Source organism: Pseudocitrobacter corydidari (assembly GCF_021172065.1).
Lineage (GTDB): Bacteria > Pseudomonadota > Gammaproteobacteria > Enterobacterales > Enterobacteriaceae > Pseudocitrobacter > Pseudocitrobacter corydidari.
This window is the reverse complement of record NZ_CP087880.1, coordinates 2,934,068-2,960,358: the sequence shown is the minus strand read 5'-3', so window position 1 is coordinate 2,960,358 and position 26,291 is coordinate 2,934,068. Positions and strand designations below refer to the sequence as shown.

22 protein-coding genes are annotated in these 26,291 nt (G+C 54.8%); 6 read left to right on the top strand and 16 right to left on the bottom strand.

The window, feature by feature from the left end; genetic code table 11:
- Positions 1-2: 2 nt before the first annotated feature.
- From panC to thpR, 16 genes are all read right to left on the bottom strand, one after another.
- On the bottom strand, positions 3-854 hold the full coding sequence (gene panC / locus G163CM_RS13840; protein ID WP_231825359.1) for a pantoate--beta-alanine ligase: 852 nt from the start codon (positions 852-854) through the stop codon (positions 3-5).
- A gap of 11 nt (positions 855-865) precedes the next feature.
- Entirely contained in the window at positions 866-1,657 is a 792-nt protein-coding gene (gene panB, locus G163CM_RS13835) for a 3-methyl-2-oxobutanoate hydroxymethyltransferase (protein WP_231828379.1), read from the bottom strand.
- Between the two features lie 117 nt (positions 1,658-1,774).
- Positions 1,775-2,995 (bottom strand): fimbrial protein, encoded by a 1,221-nt coding sequence (locus G163CM_RS13830; protein ID WP_231825358.1) that lies wholly within the window; start codon positions 2,993-2,995, stop codon positions 1,775-1,777.
- Between the two features lie 26 nt (positions 2,996-3,021).
- A complete protein-coding gene (locus G163CM_RS13825) occupies positions 3,022-3,594 on the bottom strand; it encodes a fimbrial-like protein (RefSeq protein WP_231825357.1) in 573 nt (190 codons plus the stop codon).
- A gap of 6 nt (positions 3,595-3,600) precedes the next feature.
- A complete protein-coding gene (locus G163CM_RS13820; protein ID WP_231825356.1) occupies positions 3,601-4,197 on the bottom strand; it encodes a fimbrial protein in 597 nt (198 codons plus the stop codon).
- 12 nt (positions 4,198-4,209) lie between these two features.
- Positions 4,210-4,782, bottom strand: coding sequence for a fimbrial protein (locus G163CM_RS13815; protein WP_231825355.1), 573 nt, complete (start codon positions 4,780-4,782; stop codon positions 4,210-4,212).
- A complete protein-coding gene (locus G163CM_RS13810; protein ID WP_231825354.1) occupies positions 4,779-7,400 on the bottom strand; it encodes an outer membrane usher protein in 2,622 nt (873 codons plus the stop codon). The genes G163CM_RS13815 and G163CM_RS13810 overlap by 4 nt, the downstream gene beginning before the upstream one ends.
- 30 nt (positions 7,401-7,430) lie before the next feature.
- The gene (locus G163CM_RS13805; protein ID WP_231828378.1) at positions 7,431-8,165 is read right to left on the bottom strand and encodes a fimbrial chaperone; all 735 of its coding nucleotides are present in this window, start codon (positions 8,163-8,165) and stop codon (positions 7,431-7,433) included.
- A gap of 72 nt (positions 8,166-8,237) precedes the next feature.
- Entirely contained in the window at positions 8,238-8,810 is a 573-nt protein-coding gene (locus G163CM_RS13800) for a fimbrial protein (protein ID WP_231825353.1), read from the bottom strand.
- A gap of 201 nt (positions 8,811-9,011) precedes the next feature.
- Positions 9,012-9,587, bottom strand: coding sequence for a fimbrial protein (locus G163CM_RS13795; RefSeq protein ID WP_231825352.1), 576 nt, complete (start codon positions 9,585-9,587; stop codon positions 9,012-9,014).
- Positions 9,588-10,095: 508 nt separating this feature from the next.
- The gene (folK, locus tag G163CM_RS13790; RefSeq protein ID WP_231825351.1) at positions 10,096-10,575 is read right to left on the bottom strand and encodes a 2-amino-4-hydroxy-6-hydroxymethyldihydropteridine diphosphokinase; all 480 of its coding nucleotides are present in this window, start codon (positions 10,573-10,575) and stop codon (positions 10,096-10,098) included.
- Positions 10,572-11,972, bottom strand: coding sequence for a polynucleotide adenylyltransferase PcnB (gene pcnB / locus G163CM_RS13785; RefSeq protein WP_231828377.1), 1,401 nt, complete (start codon positions 11,970-11,972; stop codon positions 10,572-10,574). Before pcnB ends, folK begins: the two co-directional genes overlap by 4 nt.
- Before the next feature lie 62 nt (positions 11,973-12,034).
- On the bottom strand, positions 12,035-12,925 hold the full coding sequence (gene gluQRS, locus G163CM_RS13780; RefSeq protein WP_231825350.1) for a tRNA glutamyl-Q(34) synthetase GluQRS: 891 nt from the start codon (positions 12,923-12,925) through the stop codon (positions 12,035-12,037).
- 74 nt (positions 12,926-12,999) lie between these two features.
- The gene (dksA, locus tag G163CM_RS13775) at positions 13,000-13,455 is read right to left on the bottom strand and encodes an RNA polymerase-binding protein DksA (protein ID WP_002463986.1); all 456 of its coding nucleotides are present in this window, start codon (positions 13,453-13,455) and stop codon (positions 13,000-13,002) included.
- A 165-nt stretch (positions 13,456-13,620) separates the two neighbouring features.
- On the bottom strand, positions 13,621-14,334 hold the full coding sequence (gene sfsA, locus G163CM_RS13770) for a DNA/RNA nuclease SfsA (protein WP_231825349.1): 714 nt from the start codon (positions 14,332-14,334) through the stop codon (positions 13,621-13,623).
- Positions 14,335-14,347: 13 nt separating this feature from the next.
- Positions 14,348-14,878 carry an RNA 2',3'-cyclic phosphodiesterase gene (thpR, locus tag G163CM_RS13765; protein WP_231825348.1) on the bottom strand — a complete coding sequence of 177 codons (531 nt, stop codon included), beginning with the start codon at positions 14,876-14,878 and terminating at the stop codon, positions 14,348-14,350.
- A gap of 73 nt (positions 14,879-14,951) precedes the next feature.
- Between thpR and hrpB the strand changes: the two genes are divergently transcribed.
- From hrpB to fhuB, 6 genes are all read left to right on the top strand, one after another.
- Positions 14,952-17,381 carry an ATP-dependent helicase HrpB gene (gene hrpB / locus G163CM_RS13760; protein WP_231825347.1) on the top strand — a complete coding sequence of 810 codons (2,430 nt, stop codon included), beginning with the start codon at positions 14,952-14,954 and terminating at the stop codon, positions 17,379-17,381.
- A 149-nt stretch (positions 17,382-17,530) separates the two neighbouring features.
- Positions 17,531-20,074, top strand: coding sequence for a bifunctional glycosyl transferase/transpeptidase (gene mrcB, locus G163CM_RS13755; RefSeq protein ID WP_231825346.1), 2,544 nt, complete (start codon positions 17,531-17,533; stop codon positions 20,072-20,074).
- A gap of 239 nt (positions 20,075-20,313) precedes the next feature.
- Positions 20,314-22,524 (top strand): ferrichrome porin FhuA, encoded by a 2,211-nt coding sequence (gene fhuA / locus G163CM_RS13750; RefSeq protein WP_231825345.1) that lies wholly within the window; start codon positions 20,314-20,316, stop codon positions 22,522-22,524.
- A 50-nt stretch (positions 22,525-22,574) separates the two neighbouring features.
- A complete protein-coding gene (gene fhuC, locus G163CM_RS13745) occupies positions 22,575-23,372 on the top strand; it encodes a Fe3+-hydroxamate ABC transporter ATP-binding protein FhuC (RefSeq protein ID WP_231825344.1) in 798 nt (265 codons plus the stop codon).
- The gene (gene fhuD / locus G163CM_RS13740) at positions 23,372-24,262 is read left to right on the top strand and encodes a Fe(3+)-hydroxamate ABC transporter substrate-binding protein FhuD (protein WP_231825343.1); all 891 of its coding nucleotides are present in this window, start codon (positions 23,372-23,374) and stop codon (positions 24,260-24,262) included. Before fhuC ends, fhuD begins: the two co-directional genes overlap by 1 nt.
- Positions 24,259-26,241 carry a Fe(3+)-hydroxamate ABC transporter permease FhuB gene (gene fhuB, locus G163CM_RS13735; RefSeq protein ID WP_231825342.1) on the top strand — a complete coding sequence of 661 codons (1,983 nt, stop codon included), beginning with the start codon at positions 24,259-24,261 and terminating at the stop codon, positions 26,239-26,241. The genes fhuD and fhuB overlap by 4 nt, the downstream gene beginning before the upstream one ends.
- The last annotated feature ends 50 nt before the right edge of the window (positions 26,242-26,291 follow it).

The following is a 26,291-nucleotide window of genomic DNA, read 5'->3' as shown; positions in this document are numbered from 1 at the left end:
AATCAGCCTAATTCGACAATTTTGTTGTCGATCAGGCGTGCCTGTCCGAGCCATGCGGCCATCAGGATCACTGCACGTTTGCTGCTGTCGGTCAGGTCGAGCAGGGTATCCGCGTCGCGAATCTGAATGTCGTCGGCGCGGAAGCCTTTTTCATTCAGTTCCTGCTCGGCGATGGCGATGATTTCCGGCTGATCGCGTTCACCGTTTTGCAGTTTTTCTGCCACGTTACTCAGTACTTTATACAACCCAGGCGCAATTTTACGCTGATCTGACGTCAGGTAGCCGTTACGTGAACTGAGCGCCAGGCCATCTTTGGCGCGAATAATTGGCACGCCAACGATTTCAATATCGAAGCCCATGTCGGCAACCATCTTGCGAATGAGCGCCAGCTGTTGAAAATCTTTCTCGCCGAAGCAGGCGATATCCGGCTGAATCAGGTTAAAGAGCTTGCTGACGATGGTGGAGACGCCACGGAAGTGTCCTGGGCGGCTGGCGCCTTCAAGCATGGTTGAGAGGCCCGGCACGTCAACAAAGGTGTGATGCTCGGTGCCTTGCGGATAGATTTCTTGCGCAGAAGGCGCGAAAACCAGATCCACTTTGCGTTTGTTCAGCTTCTCGCTGTCTTCCTGCAAGGTGCGCGGATAGCGCGCCAGATCTTCCGGTCGATCGAACTGCATCGGGTTAACGAAAATACTGACCACTACCACATCCGCGCGCGATTTTGCTTCATCGACCAGCTTCATGTGGCCATCGTGCAGGTTGCCCATGGTTGGCACCAGCGCCACGCGCTTGCCCTCCATACGCAGACGACGGATATGCTGACGCAGCAGCGGCAGGGTTTCGATAATTAACACAACGTGACTCCTTAATGGAAACTGTGTTCTTCGCCCGGATAAACGCCGGACTCCACTTCAGCCATATACTGCCGTACGGCAGCGCGGATGTCGCCCGTTTCGGCAAGGAAATTTTTGGCAAATTTAGGGATATGGCCGCCGGTAATGCCGAACGCGTCGTGCATCACGAGGATCTGCCCGTCGGTGACGTTACCTGCACCGATACCGATAACCGGAATCGCCAGCGCCTCGGTGACACGTTTTGCCAGTTCAACCGGCACACACTCCAGCACCAGTAGCTGTGCGCCCGCCGCTTCCAGCGCCAGCGCGTCGCTCAGCAACTGGTCGCCCGCATCGCCTCGCCCCTGCACTTTATAACCGCCGAAAACATTGACTGACTGCGGCGTTAGCCCCAGATGACCGCACACCGGTACGGCACGTTCGGCCAGCATTTTGACCGTATCAGCAAGCCAGGCACCGCCTTCAATTTTGACCATGTTCGCGCCCGCGCGCATCACAATAGCCGAGTTCTCAAAGGCTTGTTCCGGCGTGGCATACGCCATAAACGGCAGGTCAGCCAACAGCAGGCAGTTTGGCGCGCCACGACGTACGGCGGCAGTGTGGTAGGCGATATCGGCAACGGTCACCGGCAGGGTGGAGTCGTGACCCTGAACCGTCATGCCCAGAGAATCGCCTACCAGCATGACGTTCAGCCCTTCGTCAGCAAACAGTTTGGCGAAGCTATAGTCGTAAGCGGTGATAGTGGCGAAGCGTTTTTTTTCTTGTTTGTATTTGTTCAATAAGGAGATGGTGGTCGGTTTCATCATAACCCCTGTTAGTCATAAGTGTTATCGATAGGATTGGCGCATTGTAGGGGATGTGAGTGATGAGTGTTAGCCCTTTGTGGTCAAAACCGGCAGGGTTAACTGCCGATATTTTACTCAGGGGTAGGTGATGGAGAAGACGCCCGTTGCTTTGAACTCTCCTCCCCGGATTTGCTGATTACCATCCTGCTTGAGCGTCGCGGTAAAATTCAGCGTCTGGTCGGCAGGCGAACCCGAAGCATTGCTGCCAATAATACCGTTTGAGGTTTCCGGGTTATCACCATACGCTTTATAGATTGAGGAGGCGTCGTTTGGTTTGAGCACCACTTCCGGATAATGCGAGTTGGCTTCGCCTTTAATTTCTACGCCTACACCGCTGGCGGCATCGGTTGTCAGCGAGTTGCCCAATAGCGAGGTTGATACCGCAGGAGCCCCGGTGGTCAGTTTGACATCAATATTGGTTACCCGATAACACCCTTTCAGCACAATTGAAAAAGGCACGCCGTTCAGGCCGTCAATAACCTCTTGTGAGCTGTATTCGCCCAACCCTACCGTATCGCCGTTGCTCACGCTGCTGCCGGTGAGTATCGCCGACGAACAAGTTGGAGAGGTTAATGTGACATTCCCCATATTGAAGGTCTGGAAAATAGTATGGGTATTGAGATTTCCCCCGGGAGACAGGTTTTTCAGCGTGTAGTGATAGGTGGTATCACTCAGCAGGGCAACACTGCCACTCGCGTTGGGATCAAAGGTAGCGTCGTTATAAAAGTCGATATCAATATTTGAAACCAGGCCGCCAAGTTGTTGATACCAGCCAAGATCGCCAGGACAGCTCGTTGAGTGTAAGTTAAGCGTCTGTTGCGCGGCATCCCCAACATAAAAGTCATCCGGTGAAGAGGTGGCGTATGACCAGAGGTTATACATGCGCATGGTGAAATACAGCCCTTGAATGTTGGTTTTAAAGAGCTGGTGGTTATTGAAAACGTAGGGCGCTTTAAGGAAATGACTCTCAAGGGTAATAGGCCCTCCCATGCCACCCGGTGCGCAGTATAGTGCGCCGGTATTGCCATTCCCTGCAGTATCGGCTTGCAACTGTAGCTTTATATTACTGTATTGAAGGGTTGTGGCCCGCCCGATCACCATCTGGCTGTTGCCAGTGGTAAAAGTGGTTGTTGAATAACCATCGCCGGCGGGGCCTTTGTTTTTACTACTACCACTACCGTCAGCGGTTGTTTTACTGCCAACAATCAGTGTATTTGCGGCCTGGAGATAACCTGAATATAAGGGCAGAAGAAGCAGTAGAATTTTGCCCCAATTTAATAACAGAAAACGGTTCATTTCATCATCCTTGAGAACGAATAAGATTATTCATAATAAACACCGACAAACACACTGGCCCGCACGACACCGCTGGTAGCGGATTGCGTCGGGTCGATCTTCTGCATCCGTGCATAAAAATGGTAAGTAGCATTGGCTAACTGATCCGCGCTCACGGGGTAAATACTTTGCGATTGGCCGTGGGTATCCAGCACATTGAAAATATTTTGCGCATCCTGGGTGGATAAAATTACGATGCCGACGTTTTTAGCGCCATCACCTGCCTGATTGGCAAAAACCTGTTGATTGGTTGCGCCGAGGGTACCCCCGACGGGCGTAAAACTCACCGTAAGACGGGAAGGATTTTTACCCGCCATCTGCGCGCAGTCGCTGACGGTGATGTAGAACGCCTGACCACCGCCATAAACGCGATCGACAGCAGTATTCGTGTTCAGATAGTCGTAATTAACCGTGCCCAAATCAATGCTGCCGCTATTGTCGAGTGTGACTTTGCAACTGGTGCTGACAACGTTGGCGGTCATATTAATATTGGTGTTGGCAACACAGACCGCTGAAATAAACCCTAAGCTGGAAACGAACAGTCGAAAGCGTGATTTCATCGTCGTTTACTCATAGGTTACTGAAAAGACAGCGTTAGTGGAGAACTGTCCCGCGCGTACATCGGCGATAGTGTTATCGGCGGCGACGACAATTCTGGAGCTTAACCACCAGTGGACAACGTTCACACCTGACGCGCCCGTCAGATCAACAATACTGGTCGGTTTTGTTTTGCAGTTTAGCTGCACACTTCCCTGACCTTCCGGCTGATTGGTCGTCCATACTTCAATCGATACGCCGGTTGCGGCATCATTGCTGCTGGAGGTCAGTGCATTGCGGAATCCGCCACCCGTACTGGAAGCACCATCGCAGCCTGTTTGCGGCGAAAGTGTGACGGTCGCCTGATCTTTGGCTAATCCTTCACAATTTGAAAATACCAGGCTGAAATTCTGATATTTAGTCTTATTTGCAAGTTCGTTCAGATAGACATCGCCAATATCAATCGTTGTCGCTTGCAGGTCCTGCGCATTGTGAAGTTCTGCTGTGCAGGTACTGGCGGTGACGGTTGTCCTCACCGTCACGTTCAACGTACTGGAACCGGCCAGACTTTGCGTATTTATTCCGATGATCAACAGTAGCGCCACCATTATGCGTTGATAATTCATACACCATCCCTGTTAGTTATAAGTAAAAACGAATATCGCTTTTGTCTGAACTGTACCTGGTTCCATGTTATGAGAAGATGTTGTCTGGCGAACTATCCCTGTAATATCAAATCCATTGGCAATATCATTTCGTGTCCAGTTAATTGACGTCGTTCCATCGACCTTAAACCGCAGGCTGTCATCGTCATTGAGTCGTTTAAAGCCCACGCCAATATAATTTGCGCCGCCGGTTACTGAGGAATCATTCACCAGCAGCGTGTCGGTATAATCGCTGTGTTTACCGCCAATGGTCATCGACATGCTGGAGATATAGTTATTACAGTTAATCGGCAATAGCTTAAAGCTGGCTTCGGTTTTGGAGGTTTTATTTGTGATATCGGAAACCCCCATTGCGGGTATATCCAGAAAGTAGTTTTCTGACGCCGAGTCACCGCTAATATTCGCGCCATTGAGCGCGCTCACCGTCATGGCGCAGGTGGTCTCTTTGATTGTCGCGGTAAAGTTAACCGAAATATCGACGGCCAATGCCCATGAGGCATTGAGTAGCATGGTCAGTAACAGGGTTAACCGTAAAAAGAATCTCATTTCCTCTCCTGTGATTGCAGGGTGCAGGGCACGGCGTTTAATACGATAGTTTTGCCCGTCATGGTGGGGGAGGGCGGTATCTGGTAGTGAATGCGACACTGTTTCTGGCTATTTTTTTCATACCAGGAAACCACCAGATCCCCTTCGTCGGCAATGCCGCGAACGAAAGCCTGGCTCCCTTGCCCAACTGTGCCGATGGACTGCCCGCTGCTGTCTGTCACATCGGAAGCAAACGGTACGGGCTGCTTATCACTGCGCAGCAGGTTAAGAATGGCTGAACGCCCGGTGTCGGTGTCGAAATGGCTGAAGATAACTGCACCCTGGCGCGGGATCGCGACGGTGCTGGTGCTTTTCAGCTCTACATCTTCATCCAGGTTGTCTACGTTGAGGGCGACGGTGTTTTCATGATACGGAGAAAGCGCACTGGTTACCCCGTAGCCGAAACGGTCCACGGTACTGCTGCCGAAGTTGATTTGCGCCCCTTTCGCACCGGGGGCGTTGACCAGCGCCAGCGTGTCTGAGTCGGTGAAACTATCGTTGCTAAACGTGAGCCCGTGGCGATGTAACACAAAGCCGCCATCGGTACTCACGCCATACTGACGACTGTGGTCGCTACTGGCGGAGACGGAACCGGAAAGGGTTCCCCAGGGTGACTCATAGCTGGTGAAACCACTGATGGTTTTCAGGCTCTCCGTCTCTTTCATTGCGTTATAGGAGGTGTTGACGCTGTAGTTCCAGCGGTTGTCCTGGCTGTAGCCGGTGGCATTAGCGTTGTATTGCGAACTGCCCTTCATATCGCTGTTGACGCTGGTATTCAGCGTCCTAAAGCCACCTTCGCGGCTATCGCGGCCGAACAGTTTGTCCAGCGGAATGGTCAAGCTGAGATAGATAGAGTCATCTTTGTTATTGTCTTCGTCATAGGTACGTTGCAGGCTGACGCTGTAGCTGGCCCAGTCAAAGCCGTTGCTGTAACCAAACGCAAAACTACTCTGTGATTCATTCGTGGCCCAGTAGTCCGTCCATGTCCCGTTCAAGTAGAAGGAACCATAATCCTGCTCGCTATTTTTTAACGTCTGGTTGAGGCTGACGCTGAACTGGTTTTTCATACGCCCATAGGAGACGATTCCCTTGTAACCTTCATCATAAGGATGGTTAGCGGAGTTAATCAGCGTCAGGGCGTCGTTCAAACCGAGATAGTTTTTTGTCGAGTAGCGATAGGCCGCAATGTTGAGTGACGTTTCGGTCGGTGCAAAATATTTGTTCCACGAAATACGGTAGCTCTGGCCCTCATAGGTTTTGTCGTTGGGGATTTCGGTGTGCGACTGCGTCACATCCAGGGAAAATGCCCCCAGAGAGGTGTTCATCCCAAGCCCTAACAATCCGGCCCAGTAGCCGTTATCGGTCATTTGCAGGCCGGTATAGCCGGTAAACGTATTGCTTAACCCGTAGTAGTACGTTCCCTGTATCAGGTTGGGCTTGTCCTTCAGCTCATCTTTTTTGACTTCACCCGCGCTGATGTCCCATTTGCCCACGCCGGGGCGCATCATCTGGATCACCGACGAATAGGCCTGAGTGAATGTTCGCTGTGAGCCGTCAGATTCGGTGACCGTGACTTCGAGATCGGCACCAAATCCGGCTGGCGACAAATCATCGATAGCAAAGGGGCCTGGCGGCACCGTCGTTTCGTAAATCTTGTAGCCGTTCTGGGTAATTGTTACTTTGGCGTTGGAGTTCGCGACCCCACGGATCACCGGCGCGTAAGAGGCGAGCGTCGGTGGCAGCATGCGGCTTTCGCTGTAGAGACGAACACCGCGAATACGAACAGAATCAAAGGTTTCCCCCGTGGTGTTGGTTTCACCAACAACCAGTTGTGACCGCAGCCTGGTGATATCACGTTGCAGGTACTTGTCCTGGAACTCGAAACTACCACCACTGTCTTTGTCCCATGAATAGTTGCCGTGCGAACGGAAATGCCATCCCCATAAATTAAAGCCGCCCATCAGCCCGGCATAGGTACTCTCTGCGGTTTGATCGGGCGATTCACTGCGCCAGCCATTCAGCGTGTAAGAAAACATGGCTGCGTTGATCCCTTCGTCCCACAGGGAAGGATCCACATAGTTAGCGTAAGTTTTTTGCAACCACAGCTGAGGCACATTAATGTCCATCCGCTGATCGTTACTGTTATAGGTGAGGCTGGACTGGGGTATGGCGACCTCAAGATTAAGGCAGTCTTGCGCGGTACTGTCGCGCTTTTGCAAAATCGCTGTATCGTCGAGATTATCCGGCAGGCGAATATGCAGCTGGAGCAGGGTGCTGGCAGAGATACAGGGTTTGGCGTTACGGCTATTCGCTATTTCAATAAACTCAATGGACAGATTGCTGATCGGCTTATTGTTGATAAACACGCTTACGTCGTGACGGCCTGGCAATGCGGGGTTGCCATCACTGTAGCGATTGACGTCGATATTTTTGGCACCGGCCCCCATCAGGAAGGTGTTATCAAATTCAACGGATTCCTCTGCCGCCACGGCACTGTAGGCGCAGGGCAGCAGACTGAACGCCACCAGACAAGCGAGTGGAGAGAGGGGAAATTTTGTGCCGTTGAAAGGCGTCGTCATTGTGCAATCCCTGCGTAGTTAGTCAGCGCGTTAAAGCTTTACTTTGCCTTCAATGGCACCGCCGAAGTCATTAATGGCGGTATATTCAATCGTCGCACCAGCAGGTGCAGTGCTCAGACCTTTCACTGTCATGTCAGCGCTGCTTTTTGGGGAGACCATCGTGGCGCTGACGGCGTATTTTTTCCCACCCGAAATCAGGCTAATACCGCTAAAAGAGACGTGAAATGGCGTTGGGTTAGTGGCCTGAAGCACGACTTTCCCGCCAGAGGATTGCAGATGCCAGGTCAGTTGTTTGGGGGCGTCCGGTGCGCTGCCGGCCAGGTTAGCCGGGCGGTAAAACAGCTTGATGCGGGTGCGGAAAGCCAGTTGCAGAATATTTTTCCCCTGAGCCTCGGTCTCGCTCATTTTGGGTGGCACTTCCAGCGCATTGAACCAGAAAACACTTTCGCGATCGGCGGGCAACGTTTGGCTGGTATTCCAGGCGATTTTCACCGTCTGCCCACGTTTACCGTCCACACGAGAGACCGGTGGCGTGACGGTAAAAGGCACGGTGATGGTGCTGGGATCCGCGTTTTCACTCCCGGTATCGATCCAGGTTTGTACCAGCAGCGGGCGGCTGCCTTTGTTTTCCATACGCAGAGAAACTTCTTTCTGGTTTGCGTTGTAAATAATACGCGTGCCGGAAAGCACAATATCGGCACAGGCGGAAAAGCTGGCTAATGCGCCTGCGCAGGTGAAAAGTGAAGCAAGGAGTAACTGACGCATCCTGGTCATAATGATGTCCTTATTAAAGTTATACAGGCAGCCCGACATCGACTGCCTGGTCTGTATCATGAATTACGGGTAAGTGATCGTATAAGCCGCGTTGGTTTTCACAAAACCGGCAACGATAGGAATCGACGCTGCCTGCTTAACGTAAGATGCCTGGAAGTTCCAGGTCGCTTTCCCGTTGGTTAACGTGAGGTTTTTAATATCGGTGCTGTCATTGATTTTGACCTGCTCGAAAGTGCCGGCGCTTGGTACATAGTGAACGGCAATAGCGACGCCGCTTGCCGCCTGGCTTACGGACATATCGTTATTCAGGGTACCCTGGCTATTACTGAAGAATACCGAGCTCATATTCAGATTCGCTTCAGTGGAGGCAGGCGTTTTTGCTGAGCAATCCACTGTAATAGAGAACGGTTCAGCTTTCGCGCCGACAGCGGCCGCATTGACTACGCCTGCGCCTTCAACTTCCGCAGTTGTGGCGGTTGCAAGATTAATTTGTCCATCCTGTGCACCACCGTTGACGTGCAGGATACACGTGTTGTCACTCACTAAACCTGCGAAATCCAGTTGGCCGCCATCCAGCGCGAAGGCCGAACTGGTAAACATAACTAATGCCGCAGCAATAGCGCTTTTCTTCAACATACAAATGTCCTTATAAAATTTTATGGAGGTGATGATATTCACCTGCGCAGAGTATAAATAACGGCGACAGTGAAGAAAAATAAGTAAGGCGAATGCAAAGGTCATGAATTATTTAGTTATTCATTGTTTGAATGCTTTTGGTTTTTTTACGTTGTTTCGTACGGTATATATTAATACCGTACGAAGGAAACGTTCTAATCTTTAAGGATACGTTATTGTATAAGCCGCGTTGGTTTTCACAAACCCGGCAACGACAGGAATCGCTGCTGCTTGCTTAACGTAAGATGCCCGGAAGTTCCAGGTCGCTTTCCCGTTGGTGAGCGTGAGATTTTTAATATCGGTGCTGTCATTGATTTTGACCTGCTCGAAAGTGCTGGCATTTGGTTCATAGTGAACAGCAATAGCGACGCCGCTTGCCGCCTGGCTTACGGACATATCGTTATTCAGGGTGCCCTGGCTGTTACTGAAGAAGACCGAGCTCATATTCAGATTGGCGGCAGTGGCGGCAGGCGTTTTTGCTGAGCAGTCCACCGTAATAGAGAACGGTTCAGCTTTCGCGCCGACAGCGACTGCATTGACTACGCCAGCACCTTCAACTTCAGCCGTTGTGGCGGTTGCAAGGCTAATTTGTCCATCCTGTGCGCCACCGTTGACGTGCAGGATACACGTGTTGTCACTCACTAAACCTGCGAAATCCAATTGGCCGCCATCCAGCGCTAACGCCGGTAGTGAAACGAGTGAAAAGAGAATGCCAAGAGCGAGTTTTTGTTTTGCCATTAAAATGTCCTTATTAAACAAGAGATAGAAAAATAACCAGTAATGATATTTCTCGGCGCTGTTATACAGAGAGTGCGTTTTTTTGTAAAATTCACGAATTCAATGTAATACAATATTTTATTTATTATTTATATTAAATGTCATGTATTTATATTTTTGGTGTCTATTATATTTTTGATGCAATGCTTTAAAAAAGAGGTGATGTGACCAAAATTTACCGCTAATGTATTGAAAATAAAGAAGGTGTTTTTATGACTGCTGTGTTTCTCAGGCGGGTTTAGATGCATTTGCTATGTGTATTTTATGGTTCTTATGCATTCTGTTTATTGATATTATTTGTTTTAATGTATTGGTTACATCAAATTATTAATTATATTTAAATGAGATTTAAGAAAATATAATGATCAGGACATAGGTGACGTTCAGTAAAATGTAAACATTAACAATAAAGATTAAAATAATTTTACTGAACTGCCATCCAGGCTCTACGGGTGATGTAGTGAAAAGATTACCAGCGTGGAGGGCAGGGAGTATTCAAGGCGTCAAGGCACTGGCGTAGTGTTTCACCATTTGGAAACACGCTTTCCGGCGCAATCTCAAACAGCGGCCACAGCATAAACCCGCGATTTTTCATATCGTAATGCGGCACCGTCAGACGCTCGGTGTTAATCACCACATTGCCAAACAGCATGATATCGAGGTCCAGCGTGCGGGGCCCCCAGCGTTCCGCTTTACGTACGCGGCCCTGCTGCAATTCGATGCGTTGGGTATGGTCGAGCAGTGCCTCAGGGGCAAGAGAGGTTTCCAGCGCCACGGCGGCGTTGAGGTAGTCTGGCTGATCCTGCGGCCCGAGCGGAGGGGTGCGGTAGAAAGAAGAGAGCGCGACAATTCGGCTTTGCGGGATCTCGCCCAGCGCCTGAATTGCCGCATTGACCTGCTCCAGCGGAGAGGCCAGATTGCTGCCGATGGCGATATACGCCACGGTCATGCGTTGTTGCTCTCGCGACGCGGCGCGCGTTTGCGCGGGCGACGATGGCGACGGCGGGTATCCGGCTCGTCATCCAGGTTGGTAAGCATGTCTTTCTGCGCCGGCGGCGCGGCCACCTGGAATTCGCCCCACCATTGGGTCAGACGTTGCAGCTCCGTGTTGCGTTCCGCTTCGGCACGCAGCGCCAGCAAATCGTAGGCGGCACGGAATTTCGGATGCTCCATTAACTTCCACGCACGTTTGCCCTGGCGGCGAGACATACGCAGCTGTAATTGCCAGATATCACGAACCAGCGAGGTAATGCGTTTTGGAATGGCAAGCGATCGGCAGGCTTCGTCCAGCACATCGTTCATCGCCAGTGCGAACGCATCGTGATAGGTCAGGCCGCTTTCCTGGGTGATTTTCTGCGCCATCTCCAGCAGCGGATACCAGAACATCGCCGCAAACAGGAACGCCGGGTTCACACGCATATCGTTACGGATGCGGTTATCGGTATTTTTGAAGACCTGGCTGATGATCCGTTCCATCGCGCTGTCGCCTTCTTCAGTGAAGTAGCGAGTAATGGTCGGGAACAGCGGCTGGAAAAGATTATATTCGCGCAGCAGCTTATAGGTATCGTACCCGTAGCCTGCCTGCAGCAGCTTCAGCGACTCTTCAAAGAGGCGCGCTGGTGGGACGTCGTTAATCAGCGTCGCCAGACGTGGGATCGGCTCGGCGGTCTCTTCGCTGATGCGCATGCTCAGCTTGGCAGCAAAACGCACGGCGCGCAGCATACGCACCGGATCTTCGCGATAACGCGTTTCCGGATCGCCAATCAGGCGAATCACGCCTTCTTCCAGGTCCTGCATGCCGCCGACGTAATCACGCACGGTGAAATCGGCCACGCTGTAATAAAGGCTGTTAATGGTGAAGTCGCGGCGCTGGGCATCTTCTTCGATGGAACCAAAGATGTTATCGCGCAACAGCATGCCGTTTTGCCCACGCTGAGAGGTGGTACGGTCAGATTGCGCATCTTCGTGGTGCCCACGGAAGGTGGCGACTTCAATGATTTCCGGGCCAAACATGACGTGGGCCAGACGGAAACGACGGCCGACCAGGCGGCAGTTGCGGAACAGTTTACGCACTTGTTCCGGCGTCGCGCTGGTGGTGACATCGAAATCTTTCGGTTTTTTGCCCAGCAGCAGGTCGCGAACACCGCCACCGACCAGATAGGCTTCGTAACCCGCCTTGTTCAGACGATAGAGAACCTTCAGGGCGTTTTCGCTGATATCTTTGCGGGAAATAGCGTGCTGCTCGCGCGGAATGACCGTCATTTGAGGACGGGCGACGGCATTGGCAGCCTCGCTTTCCTCACGGCTTAGCACCTTGCGGCAAAAATTAGCGACTCGGGTAAAAATGGTACACCTCGGTAGTGTCAGTCTTATGGACTAAAAAAATAGCGGCTAATCATAGCTCAGCATCATGCATTTGAGAATGGCGGATTTACAATCGCCCTTTCCGGCACGGTGTCAAGCGTCCAGTTATCTACAGCATTTTTTAGCAATTCGGCAAGCGTAAGATCCTGCCACTGCGCCACGATGTCCTGCCCTAAAAAGCGTAACGCCTGGGTTAAAATTGGGCGAGGATCGCCTTGTGGTAAGGCAGGCGCATGATTTTGCTTGGAAAGTTTAGCGCCTTCTGCGTTGAGCGCCAGCGGCAGATGAATATATTCGGGCTCAGACCAGGCAAAATGGCGATAGAGGGAAATCTGGCGCACCGTCGGCTCGATTAAATCGGCGCCGCGCACAATTTCCGTCACGCCCTGAAAATGATCGTCGACCACAACGGCGAGGTTATAGGCAAACAGGCCATCACGGCGATGAATAATAAAATCTTCCGTGGCCAGTCCTGGGTTGGCAATAATTTCACCGCGCAGATTATCGTGGAACGCCAGCACAGGCGCATGCTGACGAATACGCAGCGCGGCGTTTTCCGCCCCGAGGGCTAAATCCCGGCAGTGCCCATCATACATGCCACCAATACTCTGAATGCGTGCGCGGGTACAGTTGCAGTAATAGCAGAGCCCTTGCTGACGCAGCCAGGCCAGCGCCTCGCGATAGGCGTCATGGCGCTGTGATTGCCACAGTACATCGCCATCCCACTCCAGCCCATAATGTTCCAGCTGGCGCAAAATGGTGGTTGCGGCACCGGGAACTTCACGAGGGGGATCGATATCTTCAATGCGGACCAGCCAGCGGCCCTGCCGGGCGCGAGCCTGGAGATAGCTGCCAAGCGCGGCAATCAGCGAACCAAAATGCAGCTCACCGGATGGGGAGGGGGCAAATCGCCCGATGTAAGGTTGTGATGACATGCTTATAGAGTCTATAAAAACGGCAAGGCGGGAATCGCTCCCGCCTTGAGAATAGTTATGGTCGTTAGCGCTGGTTAGCCGGCCATCTGTTTTTCGCGGATTTCCGCCAGCGTCTTGCAGTCAATGCACAGGTCGGCGGTTGGACGCGCTTCCAGACGACGGATGCCAATTTCGACACCGCACGATTCGCAGAAGCCGAAATCTTCGTCTTCTACTTTTTTCAGCGTTTTCTCGATCTTTTTAATCAGCTTACGCTCGCGATCGCGGTTACGCAGTTCGAGGCTGAACTCCTCTTCCTGGGCTGCACGGTCAACCGGGTCCGGGAAGTTGGCTGCTTCATCCTGCATGTGTGTAACGGTGCGATCGACTTCATCCCGAAGTTGATTACGCCATGCTTCCAGAATACGACGGAAGTGCGCCAGCTGGGCTTCGTTCATATACTCTTCGCCCGGCTTCTCCTGGTACGGCTCCACCCCAGCGATGGCGAGAATACTCAGGGACGATGTTTTACGGTTTTGCCCTTCTTGCATGTTGCTTCTCCTTAACACGCACTATCGATCCCCGTGTTCGGGGGAAAAATCAGGCCGCTATAAATAGCAGATGCGATTCCGTATGGCAATTATCTAAACGTAACACTTGACAATGCTGTGAGGAAAAGCGTATTTGCGACGCAGCCCGAACACTTAATATCCAGATCACACCCGTGGTAACGTGACGGGCAACGGTGATCTCAGAGTGATGTTATTGGCAGAAAGTTCCGCTTTATAAGCCAGAATCTCCACCCCCCGTTTATGTGCTTCCGCTAATAATTGTGCGTATTGAGCATCAATATGGTGTGCAGGTGCGAAATATTCAATGGCTGAGTGTAAAACAGTGAACAATAACACCGCCCGATCGCCCGCTGCGACAACGCCCATCAGCTCGCGTAAATGCTTCTGCCCGCGCAAAGTGACTGCATCCGGGAAGTAGCCATACTCCTTTTCCGCCAGCGTGACCGATTTCACTTCAATATAGCACCGGGGACGATCATCCGCCTGTAACATAAGGTCAATCCTGCTGCCCTCTTCGCCATATTTCACTTCACTTTTCAGTGAACTATAGCCAACCAGCGCTGGAATCGTTTCAGACATTATCGCCTCTTTGGCAAGCTGATTGGCGCGTTGGGTGTTCACACAAATGAATGCACCGTTTTGGGTTTGCGTAATTTCCCATGTGTGCGGATATTTGCGTTTAGTATTTTCTGATGTGGAATACCACACGGTGTCGCCGGGTGTCGCGCAGCCGGTCATTGCGCCGGTATTTGGGCAATGAATGGTGAGGGTTTCGCCTTCCGGTGTAACCACGTCGGCAAGGAAGCGTTTATAGCGTTGAATCAGCGTGGCGTGCTGGAGAGCGGGCGTAAAATCCATAAGGCGTCCTTGATTATTCTGAAAGTGTCCAGCGTTGAAGTGGGGTATAGCGCGTTCGACCGTTAATGAAGTTCGACTCATAGAGCACAAACTCGCTCACCGGGATTTCCCAGTGAAAGCCGGGAGCCGGAATCGGCACCGCATGCGCCGTATTGCGCAGTAAAGTGAGATGCGGACGAAACGGCTGCGGGCTCTGATAACAGCCGCTACGCGCCGCCTGTGCTCTTAGCAGATTAGCCAGCTGTAACAATCCACGCGGCGGCTGACGCGTGCCCAGCCACACCACGCGCGAACGCAGCCATTGCCCGGCGTCGTCGAGATGCAGCGTAAAGCCTGGCTGGCGGATACGGCCCGCCATTGCCGCCAGCGCGGCCTGCTTTTCGGCGCTAATTTCACCCAGAAACGCCAGAGTAATGTGCATATTCGCTGCCGCAACCGGCCTTCCTGCGTCATCCGGGAAGTTGTCCGCTCGCCAGCGCACAATCTGGCGCTGGATTTTGGTCGGGATCTCAATGGCGAAAAAGACTCTTTTCGACTCAGACATAGTGGGTACTCGGTAATGAATTGTGGCGATGCTACAATGTCCGCCTTTCAATGTTAACCCTTTGGAGCCAAACGTGTCGCTGTTGCCGGTCGCCGCTGTTCTTCCCGATCTTCTTTCCGCACTGGCAAACGCGCCTGCGGTATTGCTTAACGCGCCGACGGGGGCGGGGAAATCGACATGGCTGCCGCTGCAAATTTTGCGCGAGGGTAACATTAACGGGCGGATTATTTTGCTCGAGCCGCGCAGGCTGGCGGCGCGGAATGTCGCGCAACGACTGGCTGAACTGTTGGGTGAAAAGCCAGGTGAAACCGTTGGTTACCGGATGCGCGCGGAAACCTGCGTCGGGCCAGCTACTCGTCTTGAAGTGGTGACGGAAGGCATTCTGACGCGCATGATCCAGCACGATCCTGAACTGACGGACGTAGGGCTGGTGATCCTTGATGAATTCCATGAACGCAGTTTACAGGCGGATCTCGCGCTGGCATTGCTGCTTGACGTTCAGCAGGGGCTGCGTGACGACCTGAAGCTGCTGATTATGTCCGCCACGCTGGACAACGATAAGTTGCAGCGCTTGTTGCCTGATGCGCCGGTTATCATCTCTGAAGGGCGTGCGTTCCCGGTGGAACGCCGCTATCAGGCGCTGCCCACTCATCAACGTTTTGATGAAGCGGTGGCCATCGCCACGGCGGAACTGCTGCGCGCAGAGCCGGGCTCGCTGCTGCTGTTTTTGCCGGGCGTAGGCGAAATCCAGCGCGTGCAGGAGCATCTGGCCGCGCGCGTGGCGTCCGACGTGCTGCTTTGCCCGCTTTATGGCGCGTTGTCGCTCAGCGAACAGCGTCAGGCCATTCTTCCTGCGCCTGTCGGTAAGCGTAAAGTCGTGCTGGCCACTAATATCGCCGAAACCAGTCTGACTATCGAAGGTATCCGCCTGGTGGTCGATTGTGCGCAGGAGCGGGTTGCGCGATTTGATGTGCGCTCCGGGTTGACCCGGCTGGTGACTCAGCGCGTCAGTCAGGCATCGATGACCCAGCGCGCGGGCCGTGCAGGGCGACTGGAGCCGGGTATCTGTTTACACCTGCTGGGAAAAGAGCAGGCGGAACGCGCCGCTGCGCAAAGCGATGCGGAAATTCTGCAAAGCGATCTCTCTTCACTTCAACTGGAACTGTTGCAATGGGGCTGCTATGACCCGCAGCAACTGAACTGGCTGGATACGCCACCGGCGGTCAATCTGGCTGCGGCACGGCGCTTACTGACGCAGCTTCAGGCGCTGGACGGCGAACGTCTGACGGCGCAGGGGCAGAAAATGGCGGCGCTGGGTAACGACCCGCGTCTGGCGGCGATGCTGATTGCCGCGAAAAGTGACGATGAGGCTGCTACGGCGGCCCGGCTGGCAGCAATTCTTGAGGAGCCGCCGCGCGGTGCGGGTAGCGATCTGGGGCATGCGTTTTCACGCAGTCAGTCAAACTGGCAGCAGCGTAGTCAGCAGCTCCTCAAACGAGTGAATCGACGCGGCGGCAAAGCGGATAGCGACGCCATTCCCGCGCTGCTGGCGCAAGGTTTTCCTGACCGTATCGCCCGCCGTCGCGGGCTGGATGGGCGCTATCAGTTGGCGAACGGTATGGGCGCAATGCTCGATAGCGATAACGCGTTAAGCCGCCATGAATGGCTGATTGCGCCGCTGTTGTTGCAGGGCAATGCGTCGCCCGATGCGCGTATTTTACAGGCTTACGCGCTGGATATTGACGCACTGGCGGCACGATGCCCTCAGCTGCTTGAACAGTCCGATACCATCGAATGGGACGAGGCGCAGGGAACCCTGAAAGCGCTGCGCCGTAGCCGCATTGGGCAACTGACGGTAAAAGTCCATCCGCTGGCAAAACCCTCGGAAGACGAATTGCATCAGGCGATGCTCAACGGCATTCGCGATAAGGGTTTAAATGTTCTGAACTGGACAGAAGACGCGCAGCAGCTACGCTTGCGTCTGCAATGTGCAGCGCGCTGGTTGCCAGATGAAGCCTGGCCGGCGGTTGATGAGGCGTCGCTGCTGGCTGCGCTGGAAGCCTGGCTGCTGCCGCATATGGGAGGCGTAAAATCGTTACGTGCGCTGAAAAACGTCAATGTCAGGGAGGCATTACAAGCCTGGCTTCCCTGGACATTACGACAACGTCTGGATAGTGAGCTACCAACTCATTACACTGTGCCCACCGGAAGCCGGATTGCTATTCGCTACGATGATGAAAAACCGCCCGCGCTGGCGGTGCGAATGCAGGAGATGTTTGGCGAGGCGATCACGCCGACCATCGCCCAGGGGCGGGTGCCGCTGGTACTGGAGCTGCTCTCCCCGGCGCAGCGCCCATTGCAGATTACGCGTGATTTGAGCGCGTTCTGGCAGGGGGCGTACCGGGAGGTGCAAAAAGAGATGAAAGGGCGCTATCCGAAACATGTCTGGCCGGACGACCCGGCGAACACCGCGCCGACGCGGCGGACGAAAAAGTATTCGTGATTTTTGCCGGATAGCGACGAATTCGTAGGCCGGATAAGCGAAGCGCCATCCGGCGTGCAGACCACGAAAATTGAGAGATATCTTCTTCTGTTGCAAAACGGAAGAACTGAGAATCAGGCCTTTGCGCCTGAATGTTGCGGAGAGAAAGCATGGCGGGGAATGACCGCGAGCCGATTGGACGTAAAGGCAAGCCTGCGCGTCCGGCGAAACAAAAGGTGAGCCGTCGTCGCCTCAGAGATGAGGAATACGACGACGATTATGATGATGACTATGAGGATGATGAGCCAATGCCACCACGTAAAGGGAAGGGCAAGGGCGGCAAGCCTCGTAGAAAACACGGCTGGTTCTGGCTGCTGTTGAAGCTGGCTATCGTCTTTGCCGTTCTGCTGGCGATTTACGGTGTCTATCTGGACCAGAAAATTCGCAGCCGTATCGACGGTAAAGTCTGGCAACTGCCGGCGGCGGTGTATGGCCGCATGGTTAACCTTGAGCCGGATATGCCCATCAGCAAGAAAGAGATGGTGCAGCTGTTAACGGCGACACAGTACCGTCAGGTGACCGCGATGACGCGTCCGGGCGAGTTTACCGTGCAGGCCAACAGCATTGAGATGATCCGTCGCCCGTTCGACTTCCCGGACAGTAAAGAAGGGCAGGTACGCGCGCGTCTGACCTTCGACGGCGATCATCTGGATACGATTGAGAATATGGAGAACAACCGCCAGTTCGGCTTCTTCCGTCTTGATCCGCGTCTGATCACCATGCTCTCATCGCCAAACGGCGAGCAGCGCCTGTTTGTGCCGCGCAGCGGTTTCCCGGATCTGCTGGTGGACACCCTGCTGGCAACTGAAGACCGTCACTTCTACGAGCACGACGGCGTGAGCCTCTACTCGATTGGTCGTGCGGTGCTGGCAAACCTGACGGCGGGCCGTACGGTGCAGGGTGCCAGTACGCTGACGCAGCAGCTGGTGAAAAACCTGTTCCTCTCCAGCGAACGCTCCTACTGGCGTAAAGCCAACGAAGCGTACATGGCTGTGCTGATGGATGCGCGTTACAGCAAGGATCGTATCCTTGAGCTGTATATGAACGAGGTCTATCTCGGTCAGAGTGGCGATAACGAAATTCGCGGCTTCCCGCTGGCGAGCCTGTACTACTTTGGTCGCCCGGTGGAAGAGCTGAGCCTCGACCAGCAGGCCTTGCTGGTGGGGATGGTGAAAGGGGCGTCCATCTACAACCCCTGGCGCAACCCGAAACTGGCGCTGGAGCGTCGTAACCTGGTGCTGCGCCTGCTACAGCAGCAGAACGTTATCGACCAGGAGCTGTACGACATGCTCAGCGCACGTCCTCTGGGCGTGCAGCCGCGCGGTGGGGTGATTTCACCGCAGCCCGCGTTTATGCAGATGGTACGCCAGGAGCTGCAGGCGAAACTGGGCGATAAAGTGAAAGATCTCTCCGGCGTGAAGATCTTCACCACCTTCGACTCAGTGGCGCAGGATGCGGCAGAAAAAGCCGCGACCGAAGGCATTCCGGTGCTGAAGAAGCAGCGTAAGCTCAGCGATCTTGAAACGGCGATGGTGGTTGTCGACCGCTTCAGCGGTGAAGTCCGCGCGATGGTCGGTGGCGCAGAGCCACAGTTTGCCGGGTATAACCGCGCAATGCAGGCGCGTCGTTCCATCGGCTCGCTGGCGAAACCGGCGACCTATCTGACGGCGCTGAGTCAGCCGAATCAGTATCGCCTGAATACCTGGATTGCCGATGCGCCGATTTCTCTGCGTCAGCCAAATGGCCAGGTGTGGTCGCCGCAGAACGATGATCGTCGCTTTAGCGGTCAGGTGATGCTGGTGGATGCACTGACGCGTTCCATGAACGTGCCGACGGTTAACCTCGGTATGGCGCTGGGCTTGCCGGCGATTACCGATACCTGGCAGAAACTGGGTGTACCGAAAGATCAGCTGCACCCGGTTCCGGCGATGATCCTGGGGGCGCTGAACCTGACGCCTATCGAAGTTGCACAGGCGTTCCAGACCATCTCCAGCGGCGGTAACCGCGCGACGCTCTCTGCATTGCGTTCGGTAATTGCGGAAGACGGCACGGTGCTGTATCAGAGCTACCCGCAGGCTGAGCGTGCCGTTCCGGCGCAGGCCGCGTATATGACGCTGTGGACCATGCAGCAGGTTGTGCAGCGCGGTACCGGGCGTCAGCTCGGGGCGAAATATCCGGGCCTGCATCTGGCGGGTAAAACGGGGACCACCAACAACAACGTCGATACCTGGTTTGCCGGCATCGATGGCCGTGAAGTGGTGATCACCTGGGTAGGGCGCGATAACAACCAGCCGACCAAACTGTACGGGGCGAGCGGTGCAATGTCGATTTATCAACGCTATCTGGCAAACCAGTCACCGATCCCGCTGGTGCTGACGCCGCCGGAAGATATCGTTGATATGGGCGTCGATTACAACGGTAACTTTGTGTGCTCTGGCGGCTCACGGATGTTACCGGTGTGGACGACCGACCCGGATGCGCTTTGCCAGCAGGGTGAGATGATGCAGCAGCAACAGGAGCAGCAGTCGGCTAATCCGTTCGACCAGTCTGCTCAGCCGCAGCAACAGCAGCAACCACAAGAGCAGCCGAAGAAAGAAGAGAAAGACAGCGATGGCGTCGCTGGCTGGATCAAGGATATGTTTGGCGGTAATTAATATCGTCAACGCGCAAAGCCCGCTGAGTTAAGCGGGCTTTTTTATGCGCGATTGTCAGAATGTCGTAATCACTAAAACCAATCTATTAACCCTCTGTTTTCATCTGGTTATTTCTTGAACCTTTAGCCCACCACATCCCCTATATTGCTTGCTATATCGCCGCCGTTTGGCCTATTATTCGGCGGTTATAATAATAATTCTCGTTTACGTTATCATTCACTTTCATCAGAGATATACCAATGGCGCGTTTCAAAACTGCTCAGCCAAACCACTCGCTGCGTAAAATCGCAGTTGTAGTAGCCACAGCGGTTAGCGGCATGTCTGTTTACGCACAGGCTGCGGACCAACCGAAAGAAGAAACCATCACCGTCACAGCGGCTCCTGTTTCCCAGGAAAGCGCGTGGGGCCCGGCACCGACTATCGCGGCGAAACGTTCAGCGACAGCGACAAAGACCGACACGCCGATTGAAAAGACGCCGCAGTCTGTTTCGGTTATCACTCGTCAGGAAATGGATACTCGTCAGCCGACGACGGTAAAAGATGCGATGGCCTATACGCCGAGCGTCTTCTCTACCCGTGGTAGCTCTTCCACTTATGATGTCGTTTCTATTCGCGGATTTACTGCACCTACTACCGTAAACACCAACCAGTATCTGGATGGTATGAAACTTCAGGGTAACAACTATTCTGAAGTCTCTATGGACCCCTATTTCCTGGAACGCGTTGAAGTCATGCGCGGGCCAACGTCTGTGCTGTACGGCAACAGCAACCCAGGCGGTATCGTGAGCATGGTCAGCAAACGCCCGACCACCGAACCCCTGCGCGAAATTCAGTTTAAAATGGGTACGGACAACCTGTGGCAGACCGGCTTTGACTTCAGCGACGCGATCGATGATGCGGGCGTGTGGTCCTATCGTCTGACCGGTTTAGGCCGCAGTCAGGACACCCAGCAAGAGATGGCAAAATCAACCCGCTACGCGATTGCGCCTTCCTTCAGCTGGCGTCCGGATGATAAAACCGACTTCACCTTCCTGAGCAACTTCCAGAGCGATCCGGATGCGGGTTACTATGGCTGGCTGCCGCGCGAAGGCACCGTTGTGCCTTATGTTGATGCGAACGGTAACTCACATAAGTTGCCGACCGATTTCAACGAAGGCGAAAAAGACAACAAGATGCAGCGTCGCCAGCAGATGGTGGGCTACAACTTCTCTCATGCGTTTAACGATACCTTCACCGTGCGCCAGAACCTGCGCTACGACCAGGTGAAAACGCTTTATAAAGCGGTATATGGTTTTGGCTATGACGGCGCGGGTAAAATTAACCGCAACTATGTTCGTTCTGACGAAGCGCTGAATGCCTTTACCGTTGATACGCAACTCCAGTCCAACTTTGCTACCGGCGACGTTGACCACACGCTGCTGACCGGCGTCGATTACTCCCGTATGCGTAATGACGTTGATGCGCTTTACGGATCTGCCAGCCCGCTGGATATGAGCAACCCGCAGTATGGTAATGCGAATGTGTCCGTCAACTTCCCGTACGCAGTACTCAACCGTATGGAACAGACCGGGCTCTACGCGCAGGATCAAATCGAGTGGGATAAGTGGGTGTTGACGCTGGGTGGTCGCTACGACTACGCGAAAACCTCAACCCTGACCCGTTCAAGCAACTCTTTAGCTGAGAAGAACGACCAGCAGTTCACCTGGCGCGGTGGTCTGAACTATCTGTTCGATAACGGTATTTCTCCGTACTTCAGCTACAGTGAATCTTTCGAGCCGACCTCTGGCTCAACGAAAGAGGGCGCGCCGTTTGATCCGTCTCGTGGTAAGCAGTACGAAGCGGGCGTGAAGTACGTGCCTAACGACAGACCGATCGTGCTAACTGCGGCGCTGTATGAGCTGACCAAAAATAAAAACCTGACGGCGGATCCGAACGATCCAACCGGTCTGTATAGCGTACAGTCAGGTGAAATTCGTTCTCGTGGCGTTGAACTTGAAGCGAAAGCCGCGTTGAATGAAAATATCAACCTGACGGCTGCCTACAGCTACACCGATGCGGAATACACTGAAGATACGATCTTCAAAGGTAAGCGTCCGGCGGAAGTTCCGCGTAATCAGGCTTCCCTGTGGACGGACTATACCTTCTACGATACCGTTCTGAGCGGTCTGACCTTCGGTGCGGGTGTGCGTTATACGGGTTCAACGGTCAGCTACTACAAAAACGATACCTCAACCGGGAAGAAAAACGAGTCGTTCAATGTCGGCAGCTACACCGTGGCGGACGCGATGGTTAAATACGATCTGGCGCGTTTCGGCCTGCCGGGTTCGTCTGTTGCCGTGAACGTCAACAACCTTTTTGACCGTGAATATGTCTCCAGCTGCTATAGCGAATATGCATGCTACTGGGGCGCGGAACGTCAGGTTGTCGCGACAGCGACCTTCCGCTTCTAATCTCTCCTATCGGGCGCGGTTTATCCGCGCCCTTTGACAAGTTGACGGCTATGCAGGACATCACAACCCCTCCAGATACCACCTTTGCACTCGATAGCGTCTCGTTTCGGGTTCCTGGTCGCACGCTGCTTCATCCTCTCTCGCTCACCTTCCCGGTGGGAAAAGTCACTGGCCTTATCGGCCATAACGGCTCCGGTAAATCCACGCTTTTGAAAATGCTCGGTCGTCATCAGCCGCCGTCAGAAGGCGAGATCCTGCTGGATGGTCAGCCGCTCGATAGCTGGAACAGCAAAGCGTTTGCCCGCAAAGTTGCCTATCTGCCGCAGCAGTTGCCTCAGGCGGAAGGGATGACGGTGCGTGAGCTGGTGGCGATTGGCCGCTACCCGTGGCACGGAGCGTTGGGGCGTTTTGGCGCAGCCGATCGTGAAAAAGTGGAAGAAGCGATTACGCTGGTGGGGTTAAAACCGCTGGCTAATCGGCTGGTGGATAGCCTCTCCGGCGGCGAGCGTCAGCGTGCGTGGATTGCCATGCTGGTGGCGCAGGACAGCCGTTGTTTACTGCTGGATGAGCCGACCTCCGCGCTGGATATCGCGCATCAGGTTGATGTGCTGGCGCTGGTGCACCGTTTAAGCCAGCAGCGCGGGCTGACGGTGGTGGCAGTACTGCACGACATCAACATGGCCGCGCGCTACTGCGACTATTTAGTCGCGCTGCGCGGCGGCGAGATGATCGCTCAGGGCACGCCTGCTGAGCTGATGCGCAGCGAAACGCTGGAACACATTTATGGTATCCCGATGGGGATACTGCCACACCCGGCAGGCGCAGCGCCGGTAAGTTTTGTCTATTGATGGATGCCTCCTCTTTGATTAGCCGTCGGCGTTTACTGACGGCAATGGCGCTCTCGCCGCTGCTCTGGCAAATGCGCAACGCGCAGGCGGCGACGGTCGATCCTCACCGCATCGTGGCGCTGGAGTGGCTCCCGGTTGAGCTGCTGCTGGCGCTCGGCGTCACGCCTTACGGCATTGCCGATATCCCAAACTATAAGCTGTGGGTGAATGAACCCGCGTTACCGGACTCGGTGATTGACGTAGGCCTGCGTACCGAACCCAACCTCGAACTGCTTACTCAGATGAAACCGTCGTTCCTGGTCTGGTCGGCGGGCTATGGCCCTTCCGCCGAGACGCTGGCAAAAATTGCGCCGGGGCGCGGTTTTGCTTTCAGCGACGGGAAAAAACCCCTGGCGCAGGCGCGTCATTCGCTGGTTGAAATGGCGCAGCTGATTGGCCGCGAGCCGCAGGCGCAACATCACCTGCGTGATTATGATGCCTTTGTTGAAAGCCTGAAGCCGCGCTTTGTGATGCGCGGCGAACGCCCGTTATTGATGGTCACGCTGCTGGATGCGCGGCATATGCTGGTTTTCGGGCCGAACTGCCTGTTCCAGGAGATGCTCGACACGCTGGGCGTTAAAAACGCCTGGCAGGGCGAAACCAACTTCTGGGGCAGCGTGGCGGTGGGGATTGATCGCCTGGCGGCCTACAAAGATGCGGATGTGCTCTGTTTCGACCACGGCAACGACCCGGAGATGCGTAAGCTGATGGCGACGCCGCTGTGGCAGGCCATGCCGTTTGTGCGGGCCAACCGTTTCCAGCGTGTACCGGCGGTCTGGTTCTACGGCGCGACGCTCTCGGCAATGCATTTTGGCCGCGTGCTGGATAACGCGCTGGGAGGCAAAGCATGAGAAGCAAAATTTCTCCATTTGCCGCCCTGTTGCTGCTGGCGTTGTTTATTGTCGCGCTGGCGTTAACCTGGTTTAACTTCAACGTCGCGCTACCGCGTGGGCAGTGGTTACAGGCGCTGCGTCAGCCGAATATCGATTCTATCGACCAAATGCTGTTCCACTATAGCCTGACGCCACGGCTGGCGATTTCGCTGCTGGTGGGCGCGGGGCTGGGGCTGGTCGGTGTGTTGTTCCAGCAGGTGCTGCGTAACCCGCTGGCGGAACCGACCACGCTTGGCGTGGCGACCGGCGCGCAGCTTGGCATGACCGTCACCACACTGTGGGCGATCCCAGGCGCGTTGACCTCGCAGTTTGCCGCGCTGGCCGGAGCCTGCATTGTCGGTGCGCTGGTGTTTGGCGTGGCGTGGGGCAAGCGACTTTCGCCGGTGACGTTGATTCTGGCAGGGCTGGTGGTCAGCCTTTACTGCGGCGCGATTAACCAGCTGATGGTGATATTCCATCATGACCAGCTGCAAAGCATGTTCCTGTGGAGCACCGGCACGCTGACGCAAACCGACTGGAGCATCGTCGAGCGTCTGTGGCCGCAGTTGCTGGGCGGGGTGATGCTCACGTTGCTGCTGCTGCGCCCGCTGACGCTGATGGGGCTGGATGACGGCGTGGCTCGCAACCTGGGGCTGGCGCTATCGCTGGCACGTCTGGCGGCGTTGACGCTGGCGATTGTGATCAGTGCCTTCCTTGTTAACGCGGTAGGCATTATCGGCTTTATCGGCCTGTTTGCGCCGCTGCTGGCGAAGATGCTCGGCGCGCGTCGCCTGCTGGCACGTCTGATGCTGGCGCCGCTGATTGGCGCGCTGATCCTCTGGCTCTCGGATCAAATTATTATCTGGCTCACCCGCGTGTGGATGGAAGTCTCAACCGGCTCAGTCACTGCGCTGATTGGCGCGCCATTGCTGCTGTGGCTGCTCCCGCGCCTGCGCAGCATGACCGCGCCGTCGATGAATGCCAGCGACAGCGTCGCGCAGGAGCGCTACCACGTGCCTGCGTGGGCCATCGCCGGGCTGGTGATTCTGCTGGTGGCGATTTTTGCCGCGCTGGCGTTTGGCCGGGATGCCGATGGCTGGCGTTGGGCGAGCGGTACGCTGCTGGATGAACTGTTGCAATGGCGCTGGCCGCGCGTACTCTCTGCGCTGATCGCCGGGATGATGCTGGCGGTGGCGGGCTGTATTATTCAGCGTCTGACGGGTAACCCGATGGCCAGCCCGGAAGTGCTGGGGATCAGTTCCGGCGCAGCGTTCGGCGTAGTGCTGATGCTGTTTATCGTGCCGGGCAACGCCTTTGGCTGGCTACTGCCCGCGGGCAGCGTTGGCGCGGCGGTGACGCTGCTGATTATTTTGATTGCCGCCGGGCGCGGCGGCTTTTCGCCACACCGCATGCTGCTGGCAGGGATGGCGCTCAGCACAGCGTTTACCATGCTGCTGATGATGTTGCAGGCGAGCGGCGATCCGCGCATGGCGCAGATCCTGACGTGGATTTCTGGCTCAACCTATAACGCCACCGGCACGCAGGTGCTGCAATCGGCGGTGGTGATGGTGGTGCTGTTCCTGCTGGTACCGTTGAGTCGCCGCTGGTTAACGATTCTGCCGCTGGGGGGCGATACTGCGCGGTCTGTCGGTATTGCGCTAACACCCGCACGCATTGCGCTTCTGCTGCTGGCGGCCAGCCTGACGGCAGCGGCCACGCTGACCATCGGCCCACTGAGCTTTGTTGGCCTGATGGCACCGCATATCGCGCGCATGATGGGCTTCCGTCGCACAATGCCGCATATCGTGATGTCTACGCTGGTAGGGGGCTTGCTGCTGGTGTTTGCCGACTGGTGTGGGCGCATGATCATGTTCCCGTATCAGATCCCGGCAGGGTTGCTGTCGACCTTTATCGGCGCGCCGTATTTTATTTATTTGCTGAGAAAGCAGAGTCGTTAACTTGCCGGGTGGCGGCTTCGCCTTACCCGGCCTGAATCACCGACTCGTAG